Origin of the sequence: Kitasatospora sp. NPDC049285 (assembly GCF_040678815.1) — a bacterium.
In the GTDB taxonomy this organism is placed as follows: domain Bacteria; phylum Actinomycetota; class Actinomycetes; order Streptomycetales; family Streptomycetaceae; genus Kitasatospora.
In genome coordinates this window covers 48235-64880 of the sequence record NZ_JBFAQR010000024.1, presented here as the reverse complement: position 1 = coordinate 64880, position 16646 = coordinate 48235, and the positions used below count along the sequence as shown (strand labels likewise).

Sequence of the window (16646 nt, the reverse complement as noted above, 5' to 3'; positions counted from 1 at the left end):
CGGAGGCCTGCAGTCCGGTCGAGCGGGCTCAGCCCCAGGTGTCCCCGGGGCCCTTGCTCCCCGGCGCCCGCAACCGCCCGTAACCGCGCACCGGGGCGTCCGGCCCCAGCACCTTGATCACGCGGACCGTGCCGTGCCCCAGCTCGTGGTTCAACCGAGCCACCAACTGGCGCGCCAACAGCCGTAGTTGGGTGGCCCACGCGGTGGAGTCGCACTGCACGGTGAGCACCGCGTCCGCTTCCACGTACGACTTGGGCTCACAGTGCGCAGCGATGTCAGGCCCGACGATCTGGGCCCAGCGGCCCATCACCCCGCCCACCGCGGCCGGCGCCTCCCAGCCCCGCTCGGTGATCAGCCGGTTCAGCGCTGCCCCCAGCGGCACCGGATCGCGGCCGTCCGCGCGCGCTCCGCTGCGCAGTCCGGTCCGCTTGGCCTCCCGGCGCTCGCGCACCTGCTCGCCGCGCTGCCTGGCCTGTTCCTTGGCGGCGCGCAGCGCGACCCGGGCCAGGTCCACGCCCGACGGTTCGGAGCTCTCCGCCATCACGCTCCATCCCCAGGCTGTGGACAACTCTTCCGGTGAGCGGTCCAGCGTACGGGGTGGCAGGGGCTCACGGGGCCAGCCGGGTCACAGTGCCGTCCGAGACGCCGTAGCGCGCCCCGCTCAGCACCTTCGGGACGTCCTCCGGCACCGCCGCGGTGACCAGCACCTGCTCGCCGCCGGCCACCAGCTCGGCCAGCCGGTCCCGGCGGCGGGAGTCCAGTTCGGCGAAGACGTCGTCGAGCACCAGCACCGGCTCGCCGCCCTCGGCGCGCAGCAGTTCGTAGGAGGCCAGCCGCAGCGCCAGCGCGTAGGACCAGGACTCGCCGTGGCTGGCGTAGCCCTTGGCGGGCAGCGGGCCGAGTTTCAGCAGCAGCTCGTCGCGGTGCGGGCCGACCAGGGTCAGGCCGCGGTCGATCTCCTGCTTGCGGGTGGCCTGCAGGGCGTCCAGGAGTTGTTGTTCGGCCTGCTCGCGGCTGGTCGGCAGCTCCCCCTCGAAGGAGGAGCGGTACTCCAGCACGGTCTCCCCGGCGCCCGGGGCGAGCTGTCCGTAGGCCTGCGCCACCAGCGGCTGCAGGGCGGCCGCCAGCTGGATCCGAAAGGCGGTCAACTCGGCTCCGGTGCGCGCCAGATGGCCGTCCCAGACCTCCAGGGTGGCGAGGTCGGCGGCCTTCCCGCCGCCGGCCCGGCGAGCCATCGCGGCGGTCTTCAGCAGGGCGTTGCGCTGCTTCAGCACCCGCTCGTAGTCGGAGCGCACCCCGGCCAGCCGGGGGGCCCGGGCGGTCAGCAGCTCGTCCAGGAAGCGCCGGCGCTCGCCCGGGTCGCCCTTCACCAGGGAGAGGTCCTCGGGGGCGAACAGCACGGTGCGCAGCACGCCGAGCACGTCGCGCGGGCGGACGTTGTCGGAACGGTTCAGCCGGGCCCGGTTGGCCTTGCCCGGGGTCAGCTCCAGCTCCACCAGGGTGGTCCGGCCGCCCTGCGCCACCACGCTGGCCCGGATCACCGCCCGCTCGGCGCCGAGGCGGATCAGCGGGGCGTCGGTGGCCACCCGGTGGCTGCCCAGGGTGGCGACGTAGCCGATCGCCTCCACCAGGTTGGTCTTGCCCTGCCCGTTGGGCCCGACGAACGCGGTGACGCCCGGGTCGAGCGGAACCTCGACCCGGGCGTAGGAACGGAAGTCGGCGAGCGACAGATGCGCGACGTGCATGGCTGTGGACTGCGCTCGCCTTCTTGTGGATATCCGTTACTTGGACTCGACCGCGTGGCCGCCGAACTGGTTGCGCAGCGCGGCGATCATCTTCATCTGGGGCGAGTCGTCCTGGCGCGAGGCGAAGCGGGCGAACAGCGAGGCCGTGATGGCCGGGAGCGGCACCGCGTGGTCGATCGCGGCCTCGACCGTCCAGCGGCCCTCGCCCGAGTCGGCGGCCCAGCCCTTGAGCTTGGCCAGGTGCTCGTCGTCGTCCAGCGCCCGGACGGCCAGGTCGAGCAGCCAGGAGCGGATCACGGTGCCCTCCTGCCAGCTGCGGAACACCTCGCGCACGTCGGTCACCTCGGGGGCGGCCTCCAGCAGCTCCCAGCCCTCGGCGAAGGCCTGCATCATCGCGTACTCGATGCCGTTGTGGACCATCTTGGCGAAGTGCCCGGCGCCGACCTTGCCGGCGTGCACGGAGCCGAAGTCGCCCTCCGGCTTGAGCGCGTCGAAGATCGGCTGGACCTTCGCCACGTGGGCGGCCTCGCCGCCGTACATCAGCGCGTAGCCGTTCTCCAGGCCCCAGACGCCGCCGGAGACACCGCAGTCGACGAAGCCGATGCCCTTGGCGGCCAGCAGCTCGGCGTGCTTGATGTCGTCGGTCCAGCGGGAGTTGCCGCCGTCGACCACCACGTCGCCGGGGGCGAGCAGCTCGGCCAGGTGCTCGACGGTCTCCTGGGTGGGACCGCCGGCCGGGACCATCACCCACACCACGCGGGGGGCCTCCAGCTTGGCGACCAGCTGCTCGACGCTGTCGACGTCGGCAAGGTCCGGGTTGCGGTCGTAGCCGATGACGGTGTGGCCGGCGCGGCGGATGCGCTCGCGCATGTTGCCGCCCATCTTGCCGAGACCGATGAGGCCGAGCTCCATGACAAGTCCTTCACTGTGGTGTCGTACCTGGTGACGGCGCCGTTGCCGCTCGTGTTGAGCCTACGCCGACGACGAGGGCTCGCCGGGCAGCCACAGGGGCGCGGAGGCCCCTGGCCCTCGCGCCCCTGGTGATTGACGTCGCGTCAGTCGGACCCGGTCAGCCGGAGAGACGCACCGGCATGATCAGGTACTGGTAGGCGTCGTCCGGCTCCGCGTCCACCGCGGGCTTGCCGGTGAGCAGGGCCGGCTTGGTCGGGGTGGTGAAGCTCAGCTGCGCGTACGCGGCGTCGATCGCCTTGAGCCCCTCCTCCAGGTAGCCGGGGTTGAAGGCGATCGAGATGTCGTCGCCCTCCAGGTCCGCCTCGACCCGCTCGGAGGCCTGGGCGTCGTCGCCGGAGCCGGCCTCCAGGGTGAGCACGCCCTGCTCGAAGTTGAGGCGCACCGGGGTGTTCCGCTCGGCCACCAGCGAGACGCGCTTGAGCGCCTCCAGGAAGGGCTGGGTCTGCACCGCGGCGACCGCGGAGAACTCGGTCGGGAAGATCGACCGGAACTTCGGGAACTCGCCCTCCAGCAGGCGGGTGGTGGTCCGCCGCCCGGCGCCCTCGAAGCCGATCAGGCCCTCGCCGGCCCCACCGGACGACAGCGCGATGGAGACCGTGTCGCCGCTGCCCAGCGACTTGGCGATGTCCTGCAGGGTCTTGGCCGGGACCAGCGCCACCGCGTTGATGTCCGCCTGCTCGGGCTTCCACAGCAGGTCGCGGACGGCGAAGCGGTACCGGTCGGTGGCGGCCAGGGTGATCCGGTCGCCGTCGATCTCGACCCGGACGCCGGTGAGCACCGGCAGGGTGTCGTCCCGCCCGGCGGCGACCGCGGCCTGGCTGACCGCGGCGGCGAACACGTCGCCGGAGACGGTGCCGGTCGCGGTGGGCATCTGCGGCAGCGCCGGGTACTCGTCCACCGGCAGGGTCGGCAGGGTGAACCGCGAGCTGCCGCAGACCACGCTGACCCGCATGCCGTCGGTGGAGATCTCCACCGGACGGTTCGGCAGGTTGCGGGAGATGTCGTTGAGCAGGCGGCCGGAGACCAGCACGGTGCCCGCCTCCTCGACGTCCGCCTCGAGCTCGACCCGGGCCGAGACCTCGTAGTCGAAGCCGGACAGCGCCAGGGTGCCCTCCTGCGCGGTCAGCAGCAGGCCGGCCAGCACCGGCACCGGCGGCCGGGCGGGGAGGCTGCGGGCGGCCCAGGCCACCGCCTCCGCGAGGACATCACGCTCCACCCGGAACTTCACCGGTAACCGCCTCCTGGCTGCATGTCGCGCGGTCGGCCCGTACCGCCGACCCTGCGCTGTTGATCGTGTTCCGGCTCCCGGCGGACCGGACTCACTCGGTCCGGCTTCCAGGTGCCGAAGGACAGTCTGACGTACTCGGCCGACAGCCGGGGCAGATGGGCGGAAGCAAGCCGAACAGATGTCGGGGCCCGGTTGTCCACAGATTTCGCCCAGCCCCACTGTTGATCAAGTCCAGGGCTCTCTATGTGTAGTAGTAGTAGTAGGGCCTGTGGATACCGTGGATAACGTTGTTTTCGCAGGTCAGGGCCCCAATTTTTTCCACAGGTCCTGTGGATGACGGCTGTGGACAACCAGGCGCTCCTGTGGACAACGGAGCGTAATCCACAGGGCACGCTGAGTATCCACAGGTTATCCCCAGCTTCATCCACAGATTCCGGGTGAGTTATCCACGGGCGCCGATCAACATCACGTGACGCCTTTCACACCCAGGCGTGACAAGGGAGTTGATGTTGTCGAACTGTGGATGCAGCTGTGGACAACCTGGGGATAACTCCCCTTTTCCTGTGGACAGCCGGTGGATAACTCTGTGGACCGGCTGACGAGCCCTCAGTTCTCCACAGGCTGTGGATAACCGTTGTGCACAAGTCCCCAGGGGGTTGACCTGCGCGGAAGAGCGTAGCGGCCATCCGGCTGTGGAGAAACCTCGGGATAACTCAGGCCGGTGGACTATGTGGACGGGGAAAACCACCCGATCCTGTGGACAACTTCGCTACGCACTCGAACCGTTCGAATTGCTGCTCAAACGTTCGGTGCGGCGGCTCGCCGATCGACACGCGACTCGAACGGTTCCTGCCCCGCCGGTAGCCCTTCCACACCTCCCGGAAACGCCGAAAGGGGAGCCGGGCCGCTCGGCCCGACTCCCCTGTGCACGCGTCCCCGGCTAGCTCTTGATGCGGTTCGTGAGCTCGGTGACCTGGTTGTAGATGGACCGGCGCTCGGCCATCAGCGAGCGGATCTTGCGGTCCGCGTGCATCACCGTGGTGTGGTCCCGGCCGCCGAACTGCGCGCCGATCTTCGGCAGCGAGAGGTCGGTGAGCTCCCGGCACAGGTACATGGCGATCTGCCGGGCCGTCACCAGCACCCGGCTGCGCGAGGACCCGCACAGGTCCTCCACGCCCAGCCCGAAGTAGGCGGCGGTCTGCTGCATGATCACCTGCGCGGTGATCTCCGGCCCGGCGTCCTCGTCCCCGCCCGGGATCAGGTCCTTGAGGACGATCCCGGCCAGCTCCAGGTCGACCGGCGCCCGATTCAGGTTGGCGAACGCGGTGACCCGGATCAGCGCGCCCTCCAGCTCCCGGATGTTCCGGGTGATCCGGGACGCGATGAACTCCAACACGTCGGCGGGGGCGTTGAGTTGCTCCTGGATCGCCTTCTTGCGAAGGATCGCGATCCGGGTCTCCAGCTCCGGCGGGGTGACGTCGGTGATCAGGCCCCACTCGAAGCGGTTGCGCAGCCGGTCCTCCAGCGTGATCAGCTGCTTGGGCGGCCGGTCCGAGGAGAGCACGATCTGCTTGTTCGCGTTGTGCAGGGTGTTGAAGGTGTGGAAGAACTCCTCCTGCGTCGACTCCTTGCTGGCCAGGAACTGGACGTCGTCGACCAGCAGGATGTCGATGTCCCGGTAGCGCTTGCGGAACGCGTCCGCCTTGCCGTCCCGGATCGAGTTGATGAACTCGTTGGTGAACTCCTCCGAGCTCACGTACCGCACCCGGGTGCCCGGGAACAGGCTGCGCGAGTAGTGCCCGATGGCGTGCAGCAGGTGGGTCTTGCCGAGGCCGGACTCGCCGTAGATGAACAGCGGGTTGTAGGCCTTGGCCGGCGCCTCGGCGACCGCCACCGCCGCGGCGTGCGCGAAGCGGTTGGAGGCGCCGATCACGAAGGTGTCGAAGAGGTACTTGGGGTTCAGCCGGGCGTTCGGCTCGTCCTTGCGCGCCCCCGGTGCGGGTGGCGCGCCGGGCGGGGCCGGGACGCCGGGAGCCGGGGTGCGCTCCACCGGGGCCGGCGGACGCTCGGCCGGCGGACGGGCCGCCGCGGCGCGGCGGGAGGCACCCTGCCGCGGCCGGTCCTCGTCCGGGGAGCCCAGCGCCCCGCCGAACAGGTCGCCCTGCGCGGAGTCCGCCGCGGCCCGGCTGGAGCGCCGCGGCGCGGGGTCCGGCCGCCGGTCCGGCATCACCGGGGGCTCCCAGCTGCTGCCCGGGCCGGCCGGGTACTCGTCGTCCTGGGCCCGGTAGTCGTCCGAGCCGTAGGGGTCCGCGGCCGGGTAGCCCGAGCCGTACGGGGGCCGCTGGTAGTCGCCGCCGGGCTGCCCGGGCCAGCTCCCCGGCTGCTGCCCGGGATAGCCCTCGGAGCCGCCGTAGGGCTGGTCCTGGCGCGGGTGCGGCCACTCGGCGGCGGGCTCCGGCTCGGGTTCGGGTTCGACGAGCGGCACCGGCGGCGCCGGGGGGACGGCGTTGGCGTCCACCATCACGGCGATCCGCACCTGGCGGCCGAACTCCCGGGAGATCGCGTCGGTCAGCTGCGGCAGCAGCCGGCCCTCCAGCACCTGCTTGGCGAACTCGTTCGGCGCCGCGAGCAGGGCGGTGTCGTGCATCATCCACATCGGCTGGGTCCGTCGGACCCAGGTCTTGTCCTTGTCCCCGACATCGCTGTCGTTGACCAGTCGCTCGACGATCCTCGCCCAGACCAAGACGAGATCGCTGTTGACATCAGCCACTGGTACACGCTTTCTCGTTCCCCGGGCGGGGGGAGTCAGGGGAGGTCAAGGGGCGGATCACGGGCTGACCGAGAGCCCAGAACAAAAGAGACAAGTCCTGCAACGGTAGTCAGCGGGCAGATCTGATTCAAGTTGTTGTCCACAGGCTGTGGGCAACGGCGCGACGGCCACCTGGTTTGACCCCCCGACCCGCTCCCGCGTACCGTAACCAGGTCGAGTTGTCGATGGCCGCTGCCGCATGTCCGCGGGTCCGCCCGCTTCCATGACGCGCGCAGCACGGGCGCCGTGGTGGTCCCTCCCAGCAGATCTGGGGCCCGGGACCGGATTTCCCAAGCAGGGGAGATCGCGCGGACGCACGGTGACGGCCAAGCGATTCCCCGTCATCCTACGATTCACCCCAGGAGCCCCCGAGTGAGCAAGCGCACCTTCCAGCCGAACAACCGTCGTCGCGCCAAGACCCACGGCTTCCGGCTGCGGATGCGTACCCGCGCCGGCCGCGCCATCCTGGCGAACCGCCGTGCCAAGGGCCGCACCGCCCTGTCCGCCTGATCCGCGCCAAGGGTCTGCAGTGCTGCCCACCGAGAATCGGCTGCGGCGGCGCCAGGACTTCGCGACCGCGGTGAAACGCGGTCGCCGGGCCGGACGGCCCCTGCTGGTGGTCCACCTCCACAGAGAGGCGGACCCCGTGGGTGCCGCCGACCGGAACAGCGACTCCCGCCCGCACGTCGCCGAGGGGCTTCCTTCGGCGCGTGCGGGTTTCGTCGTGAGCAAGGCAGTGGGTCCGGCGGTCGTCCGCAACCTGGTGAAGCGTCGGCTACGTCACCTGGTCCGCGAACGTCTGTCCCGGTTGCCCGCAGGTAGCCTGATAGTGGTACGCGCGCTGCCGCCGGCAGCGACTGCTTCGTACCCCGACCTCGCGCACGACCTGGACGCGGCCCTGCGCCGCCTGCTCAGGTCGGAGCCGACCGGCAGTGCCCCGACGGGACAAGGGCGATGAAGTACCTGCTGATGGGCCTGATCAGGCTCTACCAGTGGACGATCAGTCCGCTGCTCGGTCCGGTGTGCCGTTACTACCCCTCGTGCTCCCGCTACGGGTACGAGGCGGTGCACGTCCATGGCGCGATCAAGGGCAGTGGCCTGACCGCCTGGCGCATCCTTCGCTGCAATCCGTGGTCTCCCGGTGGGGTCGACCACGTTCCGCCGCGAAAGCACCCGGTGTGGCACCGCCGGCTGCGCAATCTGCTGAGCCCCACGAGCGGGACCGCCGAGCCGGAGCCGGTGGCGAAGCCCGATGTCCAAGGAGTCTGACCGGTGACCTTCGGTTTTCTGAGTCCCCTCTACACAGCGGTGTCCTGGATCATCGTCCAGTTCCACTCGCTGTTCAGCCACGTCTTCGATCCGGACGGCGGCCTGGCGTGGGGCCTGTCCATCGTGATGATGGTGGTCGTCATCCGGATCTGCCTGATCCCGCTGTTCGTGAAGCAGATCAAGGCAACCCGGGCCATGCAGGCGATCCAGCCGAAGATGAAGGCCATCCAGGAGCGCTACAAGAACGACAAGCAGCGCCAGTCCGAAGAGATGATGAAGCTGTACAAGGAGGCGGGCACCAACCCGTTCTCCTCGTGCCTTCCGATCCTCGTGCAGGCGCCGTTCTTCACCGCCCTCTACGGCGTGCTGGCCTCGGTCGCCAACAACAAGCCGATCGGCGTCATCAACAGTGACCTGCTGGTGAGCGCGCAGAAGGCGCACATCTTCGGTGCGCCGCTGTCGGCGAAGTTCGTCGGTGCGGACAGCATCCACATCCAGATCGTCTGCGCGGTCATGATCGTGCTGATGTCGCTGTCGCAGTTCGTCACGCAGCGCCAGCTGATGACCAAGAACATGGACCTCACGGTCAAGACGCCGTTCATGCAGCAGCAGAAGATGCTGATGTACGTCTTCCCGGTCATGTTCGCCGTGATGGGCATCAACTTCCCGGTCGGTGTGCTGGTCTACTGGCTCACCACCAACGTCTGGTCGATGGGCCAGCAGCTGATCGTCATCCGCAACAACCCGACGCCGGGCAGCCAGGCGTGGAACGAGCGCCAGGCCCGGCTGAAGAAGCAGGGCCGGATCAACCCGGACGGTTCGATCAAGAAGGTCGGCCTGATGGCCATGCTCTCCGGGAAGAAGGACGGCGGTGCGCAGGCCCAGGCCGCGGCGGCGGTCGAGGAGAGCGTCCAGGTGCGCCGGCAGCAGCCGCGCAAGCAGAGCAAGGCGCAGCGCCAGGCGACCGCCGCCCACCAGCAGCACGCGGTCGATCTGGAGAAGCCCGTGGAGCCGCAGGACACCGCACCCGACGAGGCGGAGGCCGAGACGGCCGGGGCCGGGCAGTCCGGTGCCAAGTCGGGCGGAGCCAAGCCGGCGGCGCGGCAGGGCGGTCAGCGCCAGCAGCCGCGACGCGGCGGCCAGCAGCGGCCGAAGAAGAAGTAGTCTCCGCGACAACCCTCGTTCTCGGCCCCACCCGAGGGCCCATTCCTGAAGGAGTCCACCTGTGACGGATGGCACCACCTCCGCGGTCGACACCGCCCCGGCCGGTGAGGGCGCTCTCGCGCGTCTGGAGCGTGAGGGTGACATCGCCGCCGACTACCTGGAGGGTCTGCTGGACATCGCGGACCTGGACGGCGACATCGACATGGACGTCGAGGGGGACCGGGCGCTGGTCTCCATCGTCAGCGAGGGCGACGACCGGACGCTGCAGCGGCTGGTCGGGCAGGACGGCGAGGTGCTGGAGGCGCTCCAGGAGCTGACCCGGCTGGCCGTGCACCGGGAGACCGGTGAGCGCAGCCGGTTGATGCTGGACGTGGCCGGCTTCCGCGCGCGCAAGCGGGCCGAGCTGGCGGAGCTGGGCGCCGAGGCGGCCGAGCGGGTCAAGAGCACCGGCGAGCAGGTGAAGCTGCGGCCGATGACCCCGTTCGAGCGCAAGGTGGTGCACGACGCGGTGGCCGCCGCGGGCCTGCGCAGCGAGTCGGAGGGCGAGGAGCCCCAGCGCTGCGTGGTCGTGCTGCCGGCCTGACGCCGGTGGTGCCGTCGGTACGGCGTCCGACCCCGCCCGCCTCGCGCGGGCGGGGTCGTCGCCTTTTCGGCGGAGGGATGTTTCACGTGAAACAGTGCTTGTACGGCGGGTGGATACGACGGTGACTTCGACTGTGGGCGGAGAGGCAGAGATGGACAGGGACGGCGTGGCGTCCGAGGCGGGGCAGGAGTCCGTGGCACCGGTGGAGGGCCCGGCAGCGCCCCCGGAGGCGGCCGGGCGGGTCTTCGGCGACCGGCTGCCGATGGCCGTGCGCTACACCGAGCTGCTGGCCACCGCCGGGGTGCAGCGGGGCCTGATCGGTCCGCGCGAGGTGCCGCGGCTGTGGGACCGGCACGTGCTGAACTGCGCCGTGCTGGCCGAGCTGCTGCCCCAGGGCGTCTCGCTCTGCGACGTCGGCTCGGGCGCCGGTCTGCCCGGCATCCCGGTGGCACTGGCCCGTCCGGACGTCTCGGTGACCCTGCTGGAGCCGCTGCTGCGGCGCACCACCTTCCTGGAGGAGGTGGTGCGCGAGCTCGGGCTGGAGAACGTCACGGTGCTCCGCGGCCGGGCCGAGGAGACGGTGGGCAAGCTGGCGGTGGACGTGGTGACCGCCCGCGCGGTGGCGCCGCTGGACCGGCTGGCCGGCTGGGGGATGCCGCTGCTGCGGCCGTACGGGCAGATGCTGGCGCTGAAGGGCGACACCGCGGAGCAGGAGCTGGCGGAGTCCCGGGCGGCGCTGACCCGGCTCGGTGCGGTGGGGTTCTCGGTGATCGGGGTCGGCGAGGGGGTGCTGGAGACCTCGACCCGGGTGGTGCGGGTGGAGGCGGGGGAGAGCCCCGGCGGGGTCAAGGCGGCCACCCGGCGGGCCAAGGCGGCCCGCGCGGCCGGGCGTGGCGGCAAGGGCGTCGAGGGATCGGCCCGCGGCGGCGGTCGTCGGCGGCGCTGAGTCGGACCAGGTGGGAGCGGGGCGGACGGCCGGGGCGGCCGTCCGCCCCGCTGCGTTGCGCCCGGATGACTCGGAGTGTCGGACCGTCAGATTCCGACATTCCGGGCATCGTGTTTCACGTGAAACATCGCTTCCTGCTCTCCGGCGTATTTGACCAGGGGCTGTCGCGCTTGCTCGGCCGCCTCCAGGCGGCGACTGTCGCCGCTCCGGTTTCACGTGAAACACTGACCCCCATGCAGGACTCGGAGATCGTCGACCAGGTGGATGACACCCCTGTCACATGTGCCGCGCAGGCCGCCGTCCAGGGCGCCGTGCGCCCCGGGGAGGGGCTTCCCCGACCCGCCGCGACCCGGGTGATGGTGGTCGCCAACCAGAAGGGCGGGGTGGGCAAGACCACCACCACCGTCAACATGGCCGCCTCGCTCGCCATGCACGGCCTGCGGGTGCTGGTCATCGACCTCGACCCGCAGGGCAACGCGTCGACCGCGCTCGGCATCGACCACCACGCCGAGGTGCCGTCGATCTACGACGTGCTGGTCGAGGGCCGGCCGCTGGCCGAGGTGGTCCAGCCGGTGGTGGACGTGGAGGGGCTGTTCTGCTGCCCGGCCACCATCGACCTGGCCGGCGCCGAGATCGAGCTGGTCTCGCTGGTGGCCCGGGAGAGCCGGCTGCAGCGCGCCATCGCGGGCTACGAGCAGCCGCTGGACTACATCCTGATCGACTGTCCGCCCTCGCTCGGGCTGCTGACCGTCAACGCCCTGGTGGCCGGCCAGGAGGTGCTGATCCCGATCCAGTGCGAGTACTACGCGCTGGAGGGCCTCGGCCAGCTGCTGCGCAACGTGGAGCTGGTGCGGGCGCACCTCAACCCGGCGCTGCACGTGTCGACCATCCTGCTCACCATGTACGACGCCCGGACCCGGCTGGCCTCCCAGGTCGCCGAGGAGGTGCGGACGCACTTCGAGAACGAGGTGCTGGCCACCGCGATCCCGCGTTCGGTGCGCATCTCCGAGGCCCCGAGCTACGGGCAGACCGTGCTGACCTATGATCCCGGTTCCAGCGGTGCGCTCTCCTACCTGGAGGCGGCGCGCGAGCTGGCGCTGCGGGCGGTCCCCGCGGCGGCCGCCGACGAGGTTCGGGCGGGCGTCGTGGCGGTCGGTGCGCAGCGGAACGGCGCCGGCGAGCTGCCCGCGTCGATGGCACAGCACAGTTCGATGGAGGGCAACCGGTGAGTGGCGCACGCAGGGGTCTGGGCAGGGGTCTTGGGGCGCTGATCCCGGCGACCACGCCGGCCGGCGGGGGAGCTGCTCCCGCACCGGCCGCCGCGCCGGCGGCCGCCGCCGTGGTGGTGCCCACCGACCGCGGCACGGTGGCCGCCAAGGCCGCCGCCGAGAGCCTGCGCGAGCTGGCCGGCGAGCAGGCCCGCAGCGTGCTGGAGTCGGCGCTGGCGCCGGTGAACGGCGCCCGTTTCGCCGAGCTGCCGCTGGACGCGATCAGCCCCAACCCGCGTCAGCCGCGCGAGGTCTTCGACGAGGAGAAGCTGGCCGAGCTGGTCGCCTCGATCAAGGAGGTCGGTCTGCTGCAGCCCGTGGTGGTGCGTCAGACCGGGCCGGAGCGCTACGAGCTGATCATGGGCGAGCGCCGCTGGCGGGCCTCCCAGGAGGCCGGGCTGGAGCTGATCCCGGCGATCGTCCGGGCCACCGAGGACGACAAGCTGCTGCTGGACGCGCTGCTGGAGAACCTGCACCGAGCCGAGCTGAACCCGCTGGAGGAGGCCGCCGCCTACGACCAGCTGCTGCGCGACTTCTCCTGCACCCACGACGAGCTGGCGGACCGGATCGGCCGCTCCCGGGCGCACGTCTCCAACACCCTGCGGCTGATGAAGCTGCCCGCCGCGGTGCAGCGCCGGCTGGCCGCCGGGGTACTGTCCGCCGGGCACGGCCGGGCGCTGCTCACCATCCCGGACACCGCGCGCCAGGAGAAGCTGGCCGAGCGGATCGTGGCGGAGGGCATCTCGGTGCGCAGCACCGAGGAGCTCGCCAAGCTGATGGCCAGTGAGGAGCCGTCCACCCGCAAGCCGGCCTCGCCGAAGGCGGGTCGGCTGATGTCCCCGGCCTTCAACGAGTTGGCGGGGCGGCTCTCCGACCGCTTCGACACCCGGGTGAAGGTGGAGGTCTCACAGCGCGGCGGGAAGCTCGGCAAGGGCAAGGTGGTGCTGGAGTTCGCCTCGGTGGAGGACCTGAACCGGATCCTGGACAGCCTCGCTCCGGGCGAGCAGGGGCTGAACCTCTCGCAGGGCTGAGCCCGCCGCAGGGCGAACAACGGGTGCATGTTTCACGTGAAACGTGCACCCGTTTCGTTGGGCGGAGCAGACTGGACTCCGAGGCCGATTCCCGTGTGGAGGAGGAGGTGTGGGGCGTGGGACGGAGGGTCGTTCCGCTGACGCTGGACAACCTCTCTGATCTGCCGAGTACCTGCCGCTCCTGCGTCTTCTGGGAGCTGGACCCGGTCAGCGGCCGGGCGGCGCAGGACGCGGGCAAGGGGGAGCTGGAGAAGGAGGGGTGGATCTCCGCGGTGCTGCTGGAGTGGGGGTCCTGCGGGCGGGTGGCCTACGTGGACGACCGGCCGGCCGGCTTCGTGCTGTACGCCCCGCCCGCGTACGTGCCGCGCGGGCAGTCCTTCCCGACCAGTCCGATCGCGCCGGACGCGGTGCAGCTGATGGTCTCCCGGGTGCTGCCGGAGTTCCAGGGGCAGGGGCTGGGGCGGGTGTTGGTGCAGTCGGTGGCCAAGGACCTGATCCGGCGCAACTTCCGTGCGATCGAGGCGTTCGGTGCGCTGGGGCGGGAGATCCCGAGCTGTGTGCTGCCGGCCGAGCACCTGTTGGCGGTCGGCTTCAAGACGGTGCGGCCGCACCACCGGTACCCGCGGCTGCGGTTGGAGGCGCGCACCACGCTCTCCTGGAAGGGCGACGTGGAGGGTGCGCTGGAGCGACTGCTCGGGGGTCGGCGCAAGGAACCGGCGCTACGACCCTTCTGAGGGCGTTCCGAGAGCGTGATTCTGTGGGCGGAACGGGCCGGCCGGCGGGCGGGCCGTCAGCTCTCAGGGCTTCCTGACGAAGCCTCGGCGCGGCCCGGAAGGGGTGCGAAACGCCGAGGCGGCCCGGGCGGGTGATCCGCTCGGGCCGCCTCGGCGACGGTGGGCCGTGGCCGACTCAGATGAACTCGGCCAGCTCGCGCAGCAGCGCGGCCTTCGGACGGGCGCCGGTGATGGTCTTCACCAGCTCGCCGCCCTTGTAGACGTTCAGGGTCGGGATGGAGATCACGTTGTACGTGGCGGCCGTCTCCTGGTTGGCGTCCACGTCGAGCTTGGCGACGGTCAGCTTGTCGCCGTGCTCGGACGCGATCTCCTCGAGGATCGGGGCGACCTGGCGGCACGGGCCGCACCAGGTGGCCCAGAAGTCGACCAGGACGGGCTTGTCACTCTTCAGGACCTCGGTGGCGAAGGTCGCGTCGGTTACTTCCTTGGTGGCGCCGGCCACGGGGACTCCTTGGGATCGGAGGAGCGGTACGGGAGGGATAACAACGGCGGGGGCGGTTCTGTTTCACGTGAAACCGGTCCTGCCCCCGACCGGGTGGCGGGGCGCCTGGCCCCGCCTCTGGCGGTCGGTCAGACCGCGACGGCGGCGGTCTCGGCCTCGGCGGAGTCGGTCAGCGCGGCCAGGTAGCGCTCGGCGTCCAGGGCGGCGGAGCAGCCGGTGCCGGCCGCGGTGATCGCCTGGCGGTAGGTGTGGTCGACCACGTCGCCCGCGGCGAAGACGCCCGGGACGTTGGTGCGGGTGGAGGGGGCCTCGACCTTGAGGTAGCCCTCGGCGTCCAGGTCCAGCTGGCCCTTGAACAGGTCGGTGCGCGGGTCGTGGCCGATCGCGATGAACAGGCCGGTGACGGCCAGCTCGCGCAGGTCGCCGGTGTTGGTGTCGCGCAGGGTCAGACCGGTGAGCTTCGGGTCGCCGTGGATCTCCTCGACCGCGCTGTCCCAGGCGAAGGAGATCTTCGGGTCGGCGAACGCGCGCTCCTGCATCGCCTTGGAGGCGCGCAGCGAGTTGCGGCGGTGGACCACGGTGACGCTGCGGGCGAAGCGGGAGAGGAAGGTGGCCTCCTCGAGCGCGGTGTCGCCGCCGCCGACCACCGCGATGTCCTGGTCGCGGAAGAAGAAGCCGTCGCAGGTCGCGCACCAGGAGACGCCGCGGCCGGAGAGCTTGTCCTCGTTGGGCAGGCCGAGCTTGCGGTGCTGCGAGCCGGTGGTGACGATCACGGCGCGGGCGCGGTGCACGTTGCCCTCGGAGTCGGTGACGGTCTTGATGTCGCCCGTGAGGTCGACCGCGACGACGTCGTCCGGGACCAGCTCGGCGCCGAAGCGCTCGGCCTGGGCGCGCATGTTGTCCATCAGCTCGGGGCCCATGATGCCGTCGCGGAAGCCCGGGAAGTTCTCCACCTCGGTGGTGTTCATCAGCGCACCGCCGGCGGTGACCGCGCCCTCGAACACCAGCGGCTGGAGGGAGGCGCGCGCGGTGTACAGCGCAGCGGTGTACCCGGACGGGCCGGAACCGATGATGATCACGTTACGGACGTCGCTCACTGCATCTCCTGGTTGGCATCGCGCCCCGCAGGGGCGGGGGAGGGCGGTCTGCTCCGCCGCCCCGGACAACGACTCACCAGTCTCCCGCATTCCCAGGCCCCGACGCACCCAGCGCCCGCACTCTGGGCGTGGACGGCCCGGATGGCGGAGGAATCAGGGGGCCGGGACGGTGCTGTGCAACAGGATCGCCGAGCCGGGGCAGTCCGGGGTGGCGAGGTAGACGTCCAGCCGGTCGGCCTGACCGGGCAGCCGGTAGACCAGTGCCAGCACAGGTCGCCCCTGGTAGCTGCCGGCCCCGGTGGCCACCGGCTGCTCGCCGGTGTGCCCGGCGGCGGCCAGCACGCACGGTGCGGCGGCCGGGCCGCCGAGGGGCTGCGAGTCGGCCGGGCCGATCTGCTCGGTCGGTCGGGCGGGCAGCAGACGGCGGATCTGCTCCGGGAGCTGCTCGGCGCGGAAGTCCGTCGTGCCCGCGGCGGCGCCCTCGGTCGGCTGGGTGTGCGGGGTCCTCGGCGCGGTGGTGCTCGCCGCCGCGCCGTCGGCCAACGAAGGCCGGGCGGCGACGTCCTTGGCAGCACTGGCGGTGGACGCACCCTGCTGCGACCCGGGCAGGTTCAGCAGTACGCCGCCCAGGGTGAGTGCGGCGGCGACCGCGGCGGTGACGAGCAGGATCGCCGTGGTGCGGCGACGACGGCGGGGTGGGCGGCCCGGGCCGGTGGCGGCGGGGGCGGTGCCCGCAGGGCGGCCGGCGGTCTGCGGGCCACCGGACGGGCCACCGGATGGGGCTGCGGTCGGGACTGCGGTCGGGACTGCGGGTCGGGTCTCGCGGCGGGCGGCCGACTCGGCGGCGAGGGCGGCGTTGAGGCGGTCCGCGACGTCCTCCGGCATCGGGGGAGCCGGGGCCGCGGCGAGCAGCTCGGGCAGCCCGCAGAGGGCGGCGTAGTCGTCCGCGCAGGAGGGGCAGCTGGCGAGGTGGCGGTGGAGCTGCTCGGCCTGCTCGGGCGGGAGCAGGTCCTCGGCGAGGTCGGCGAGGGCATCCAGGCCGGGGTGGTCGGAAGGCGGCTGCGGCGTCATCGCGGGGTCGCATCTCCTTCCAGCGCGGGTGCGGGATCCGTGGGTGGGACGGGGGAGGGCCGGTTCGGGTTCCCGTCGCCCGATGTTTCACGTGAAACGGGGGCACCGGGCGACGCGGTTTCCTGTGCGACGGGCGCGGCGGTCGGGTTGGAGCGTGGCGATGTTTCACGTGAAACATCGCCCGGGACACCCGGGGCATCGGTTTCACGTGAAACAACGGAGGGTCT

General features: G+C 71.5%; 17 protein-coding genes. 9 read left to right on the top strand and 8 right to left on the bottom strand.

Annotated features, from left to right (window positions below; translation table 11 throughout):
- Positions 1-28: 28 nt before the first annotated feature.
- From AB0K51_RS17715 to dnaA, 5 genes are all read right to left on the bottom strand, one after another.
- Positions 29-541: a DciA family protein gene (locus AB0K51_RS17715; RefSeq protein WP_363455778.1), complete on the bottom strand. Its 513-nt coding sequence runs from the start codon at positions 539-541 to the stop codon at positions 29-31.
- Positions 542-608: 67 nt separating this feature from the next.
- Positions 609-1745, bottom strand: coding sequence for a DNA replication/repair protein RecF (gene recF / locus AB0K51_RS17710; protein WP_363455776.1), 1137 nt, complete (start codon positions 1743-1745; stop codon positions 609-611).
- Between the two features lie 36 nt (positions 1746-1781).
- Positions 1782-2657: a phosphogluconate dehydrogenase (NAD(+)-dependent, decarboxylating) gene (gene gnd, locus AB0K51_RS17705; RefSeq protein ID WP_363455773.1), complete on the bottom strand. Its 876-nt coding sequence runs from the start codon at positions 2655-2657 to the stop codon at positions 1782-1784.
- Positions 2658-2814: 157 nt separating this feature from the next.
- Positions 2815-3945 carry a DNA polymerase III subunit beta gene (gene dnaN, locus AB0K51_RS17700; RefSeq protein WP_363455770.1) on the bottom strand — a complete coding sequence of 377 codons (1131 nt, stop codon included), beginning with the start codon at positions 3943-3945 and terminating at the stop codon, positions 2815-2817.
- Between the two features lie 940 nt (positions 3946-4885).
- Complete coding sequence (gene dnaA / locus AB0K51_RS17695; protein ID WP_363455768.1) at positions 4886-6715, bottom strand: chromosomal replication initiator protein DnaA; 1830 nt, start codon at positions 6713-6715, stop codon at positions 4886-4888.
- A 411-nt stretch (positions 6716-7126) separates the two neighbouring features.
- On the opposite strand from dnaA, the gene rpmH reads away from it, so the two are divergent.
- From rpmH to AB0K51_RS17650, 9 genes are all read left to right on the top strand, one after another.
- The gene (rpmH, locus tag AB0K51_RS17690; protein ID WP_033214180.1) at positions 7127-7264 is read left to right on the top strand and encodes a 50S ribosomal protein L34; all 138 of its coding nucleotides are present in this window, start codon (positions 7127-7129) and stop codon (positions 7262-7264) included.
- 19 nt (positions 7265-7283) lie between these two features.
- Complete coding sequence (gene rnpA, locus AB0K51_RS17685; protein WP_363455765.1) at positions 7284-7712, top strand: ribonuclease P protein component; 429 nt, start codon at positions 7284-7286, stop codon at positions 7710-7712.
- On the top strand, positions 7709-8023 hold the full coding sequence (gene yidD / locus AB0K51_RS17680; protein ID WP_363455762.1) for a membrane protein insertion efficiency factor YidD: 315 nt from the start codon (positions 7709-7711) through the stop codon (positions 8021-8023). The genes rnpA and yidD overlap by 4 nt, the downstream gene beginning before the upstream one ends.
- A 3-nt stretch (positions 8024-8026) precedes the next feature.
- Positions 8027-9187 (top strand): membrane protein insertase YidC, encoded by a 1161-nt coding sequence (gene yidC / locus AB0K51_RS17675; RefSeq protein ID WP_363455760.1) that lies wholly within the window; start codon positions 8027-8029, stop codon positions 9185-9187.
- A gap of 61 nt (positions 9188-9248) precedes the next feature.
- Entirely contained in the window at positions 9249-9770 is a 522-nt protein-coding gene (locus tag AB0K51_RS17670) for a R3H domain-containing nucleic acid-binding protein (RefSeq protein WP_363455757.1), read from the top strand.
- 151 nt (positions 9771-9921) lie between these two features.
- On the top strand, positions 9922-10716 hold the full coding sequence (gene rsmG, locus AB0K51_RS17665; protein ID WP_363455755.1) for a 16S rRNA (guanine(527)-N(7))-methyltransferase RsmG: 795 nt from the start codon (positions 9922-9924) through the stop codon (positions 10714-10716).
- Between the two features lie 260 nt (positions 10717-10976).
- A complete protein-coding gene (locus AB0K51_RS17660; RefSeq protein ID WP_363455871.1) occupies positions 10977-11945 on the top strand; it encodes a ParA family protein in 969 nt (322 codons plus the stop codon).
- Positions 11942-13015, top strand: a complete 1074-nt coding sequence (locus AB0K51_RS17655; RefSeq protein ID WP_363455752.1) for a ParB/RepB/Spo0J family partition protein — start codon at positions 11942-11944, stop codon at positions 13013-13015. Before AB0K51_RS17660 ends, AB0K51_RS17655 begins: the two co-directional genes overlap by 4 nt.
- 116 nt (positions 13016-13131) lie before the next feature.
- On the top strand, positions 13132-13749 hold the full coding sequence (locus AB0K51_RS17650; protein ID WP_363455749.1) for a GNAT family N-acetyltransferase: 618 nt from the start codon (positions 13132-13134) through the stop codon (positions 13747-13749).
- 175 nt (positions 13750-13924) lie between these two features.
- Here AB0K51_RS17650 and trxA read toward each other — a convergent pair whose 3' ends face one another.
- From trxA to AB0K51_RS17635, 3 genes are all read right to left on the bottom strand, one after another.
- Positions 13925-14251, bottom strand: coding sequence for a thioredoxin (gene trxA, locus AB0K51_RS17645; protein ID WP_363455747.1), 327 nt, complete (start codon positions 14249-14251; stop codon positions 13925-13927).
- A 128-nt stretch (positions 14252-14379) separates the two neighbouring features.
- Entirely contained in the window at positions 14380-15348 is a 969-nt protein-coding gene (trxB, locus tag AB0K51_RS17640; protein WP_363455745.1) for a thioredoxin-disulfide reductase, read from the bottom strand.
- A gap of 153 nt (positions 15349-15501) precedes the next feature.
- Positions 15502-16419, bottom strand: a complete 918-nt coding sequence (locus AB0K51_RS17635) for a zf-HC2 domain-containing protein (RefSeq protein ID WP_363455743.1) — start codon at positions 16417-16419, stop codon at positions 15502-15504.
- Positions 16420-16646: the final 227 nt, after the last annotated feature.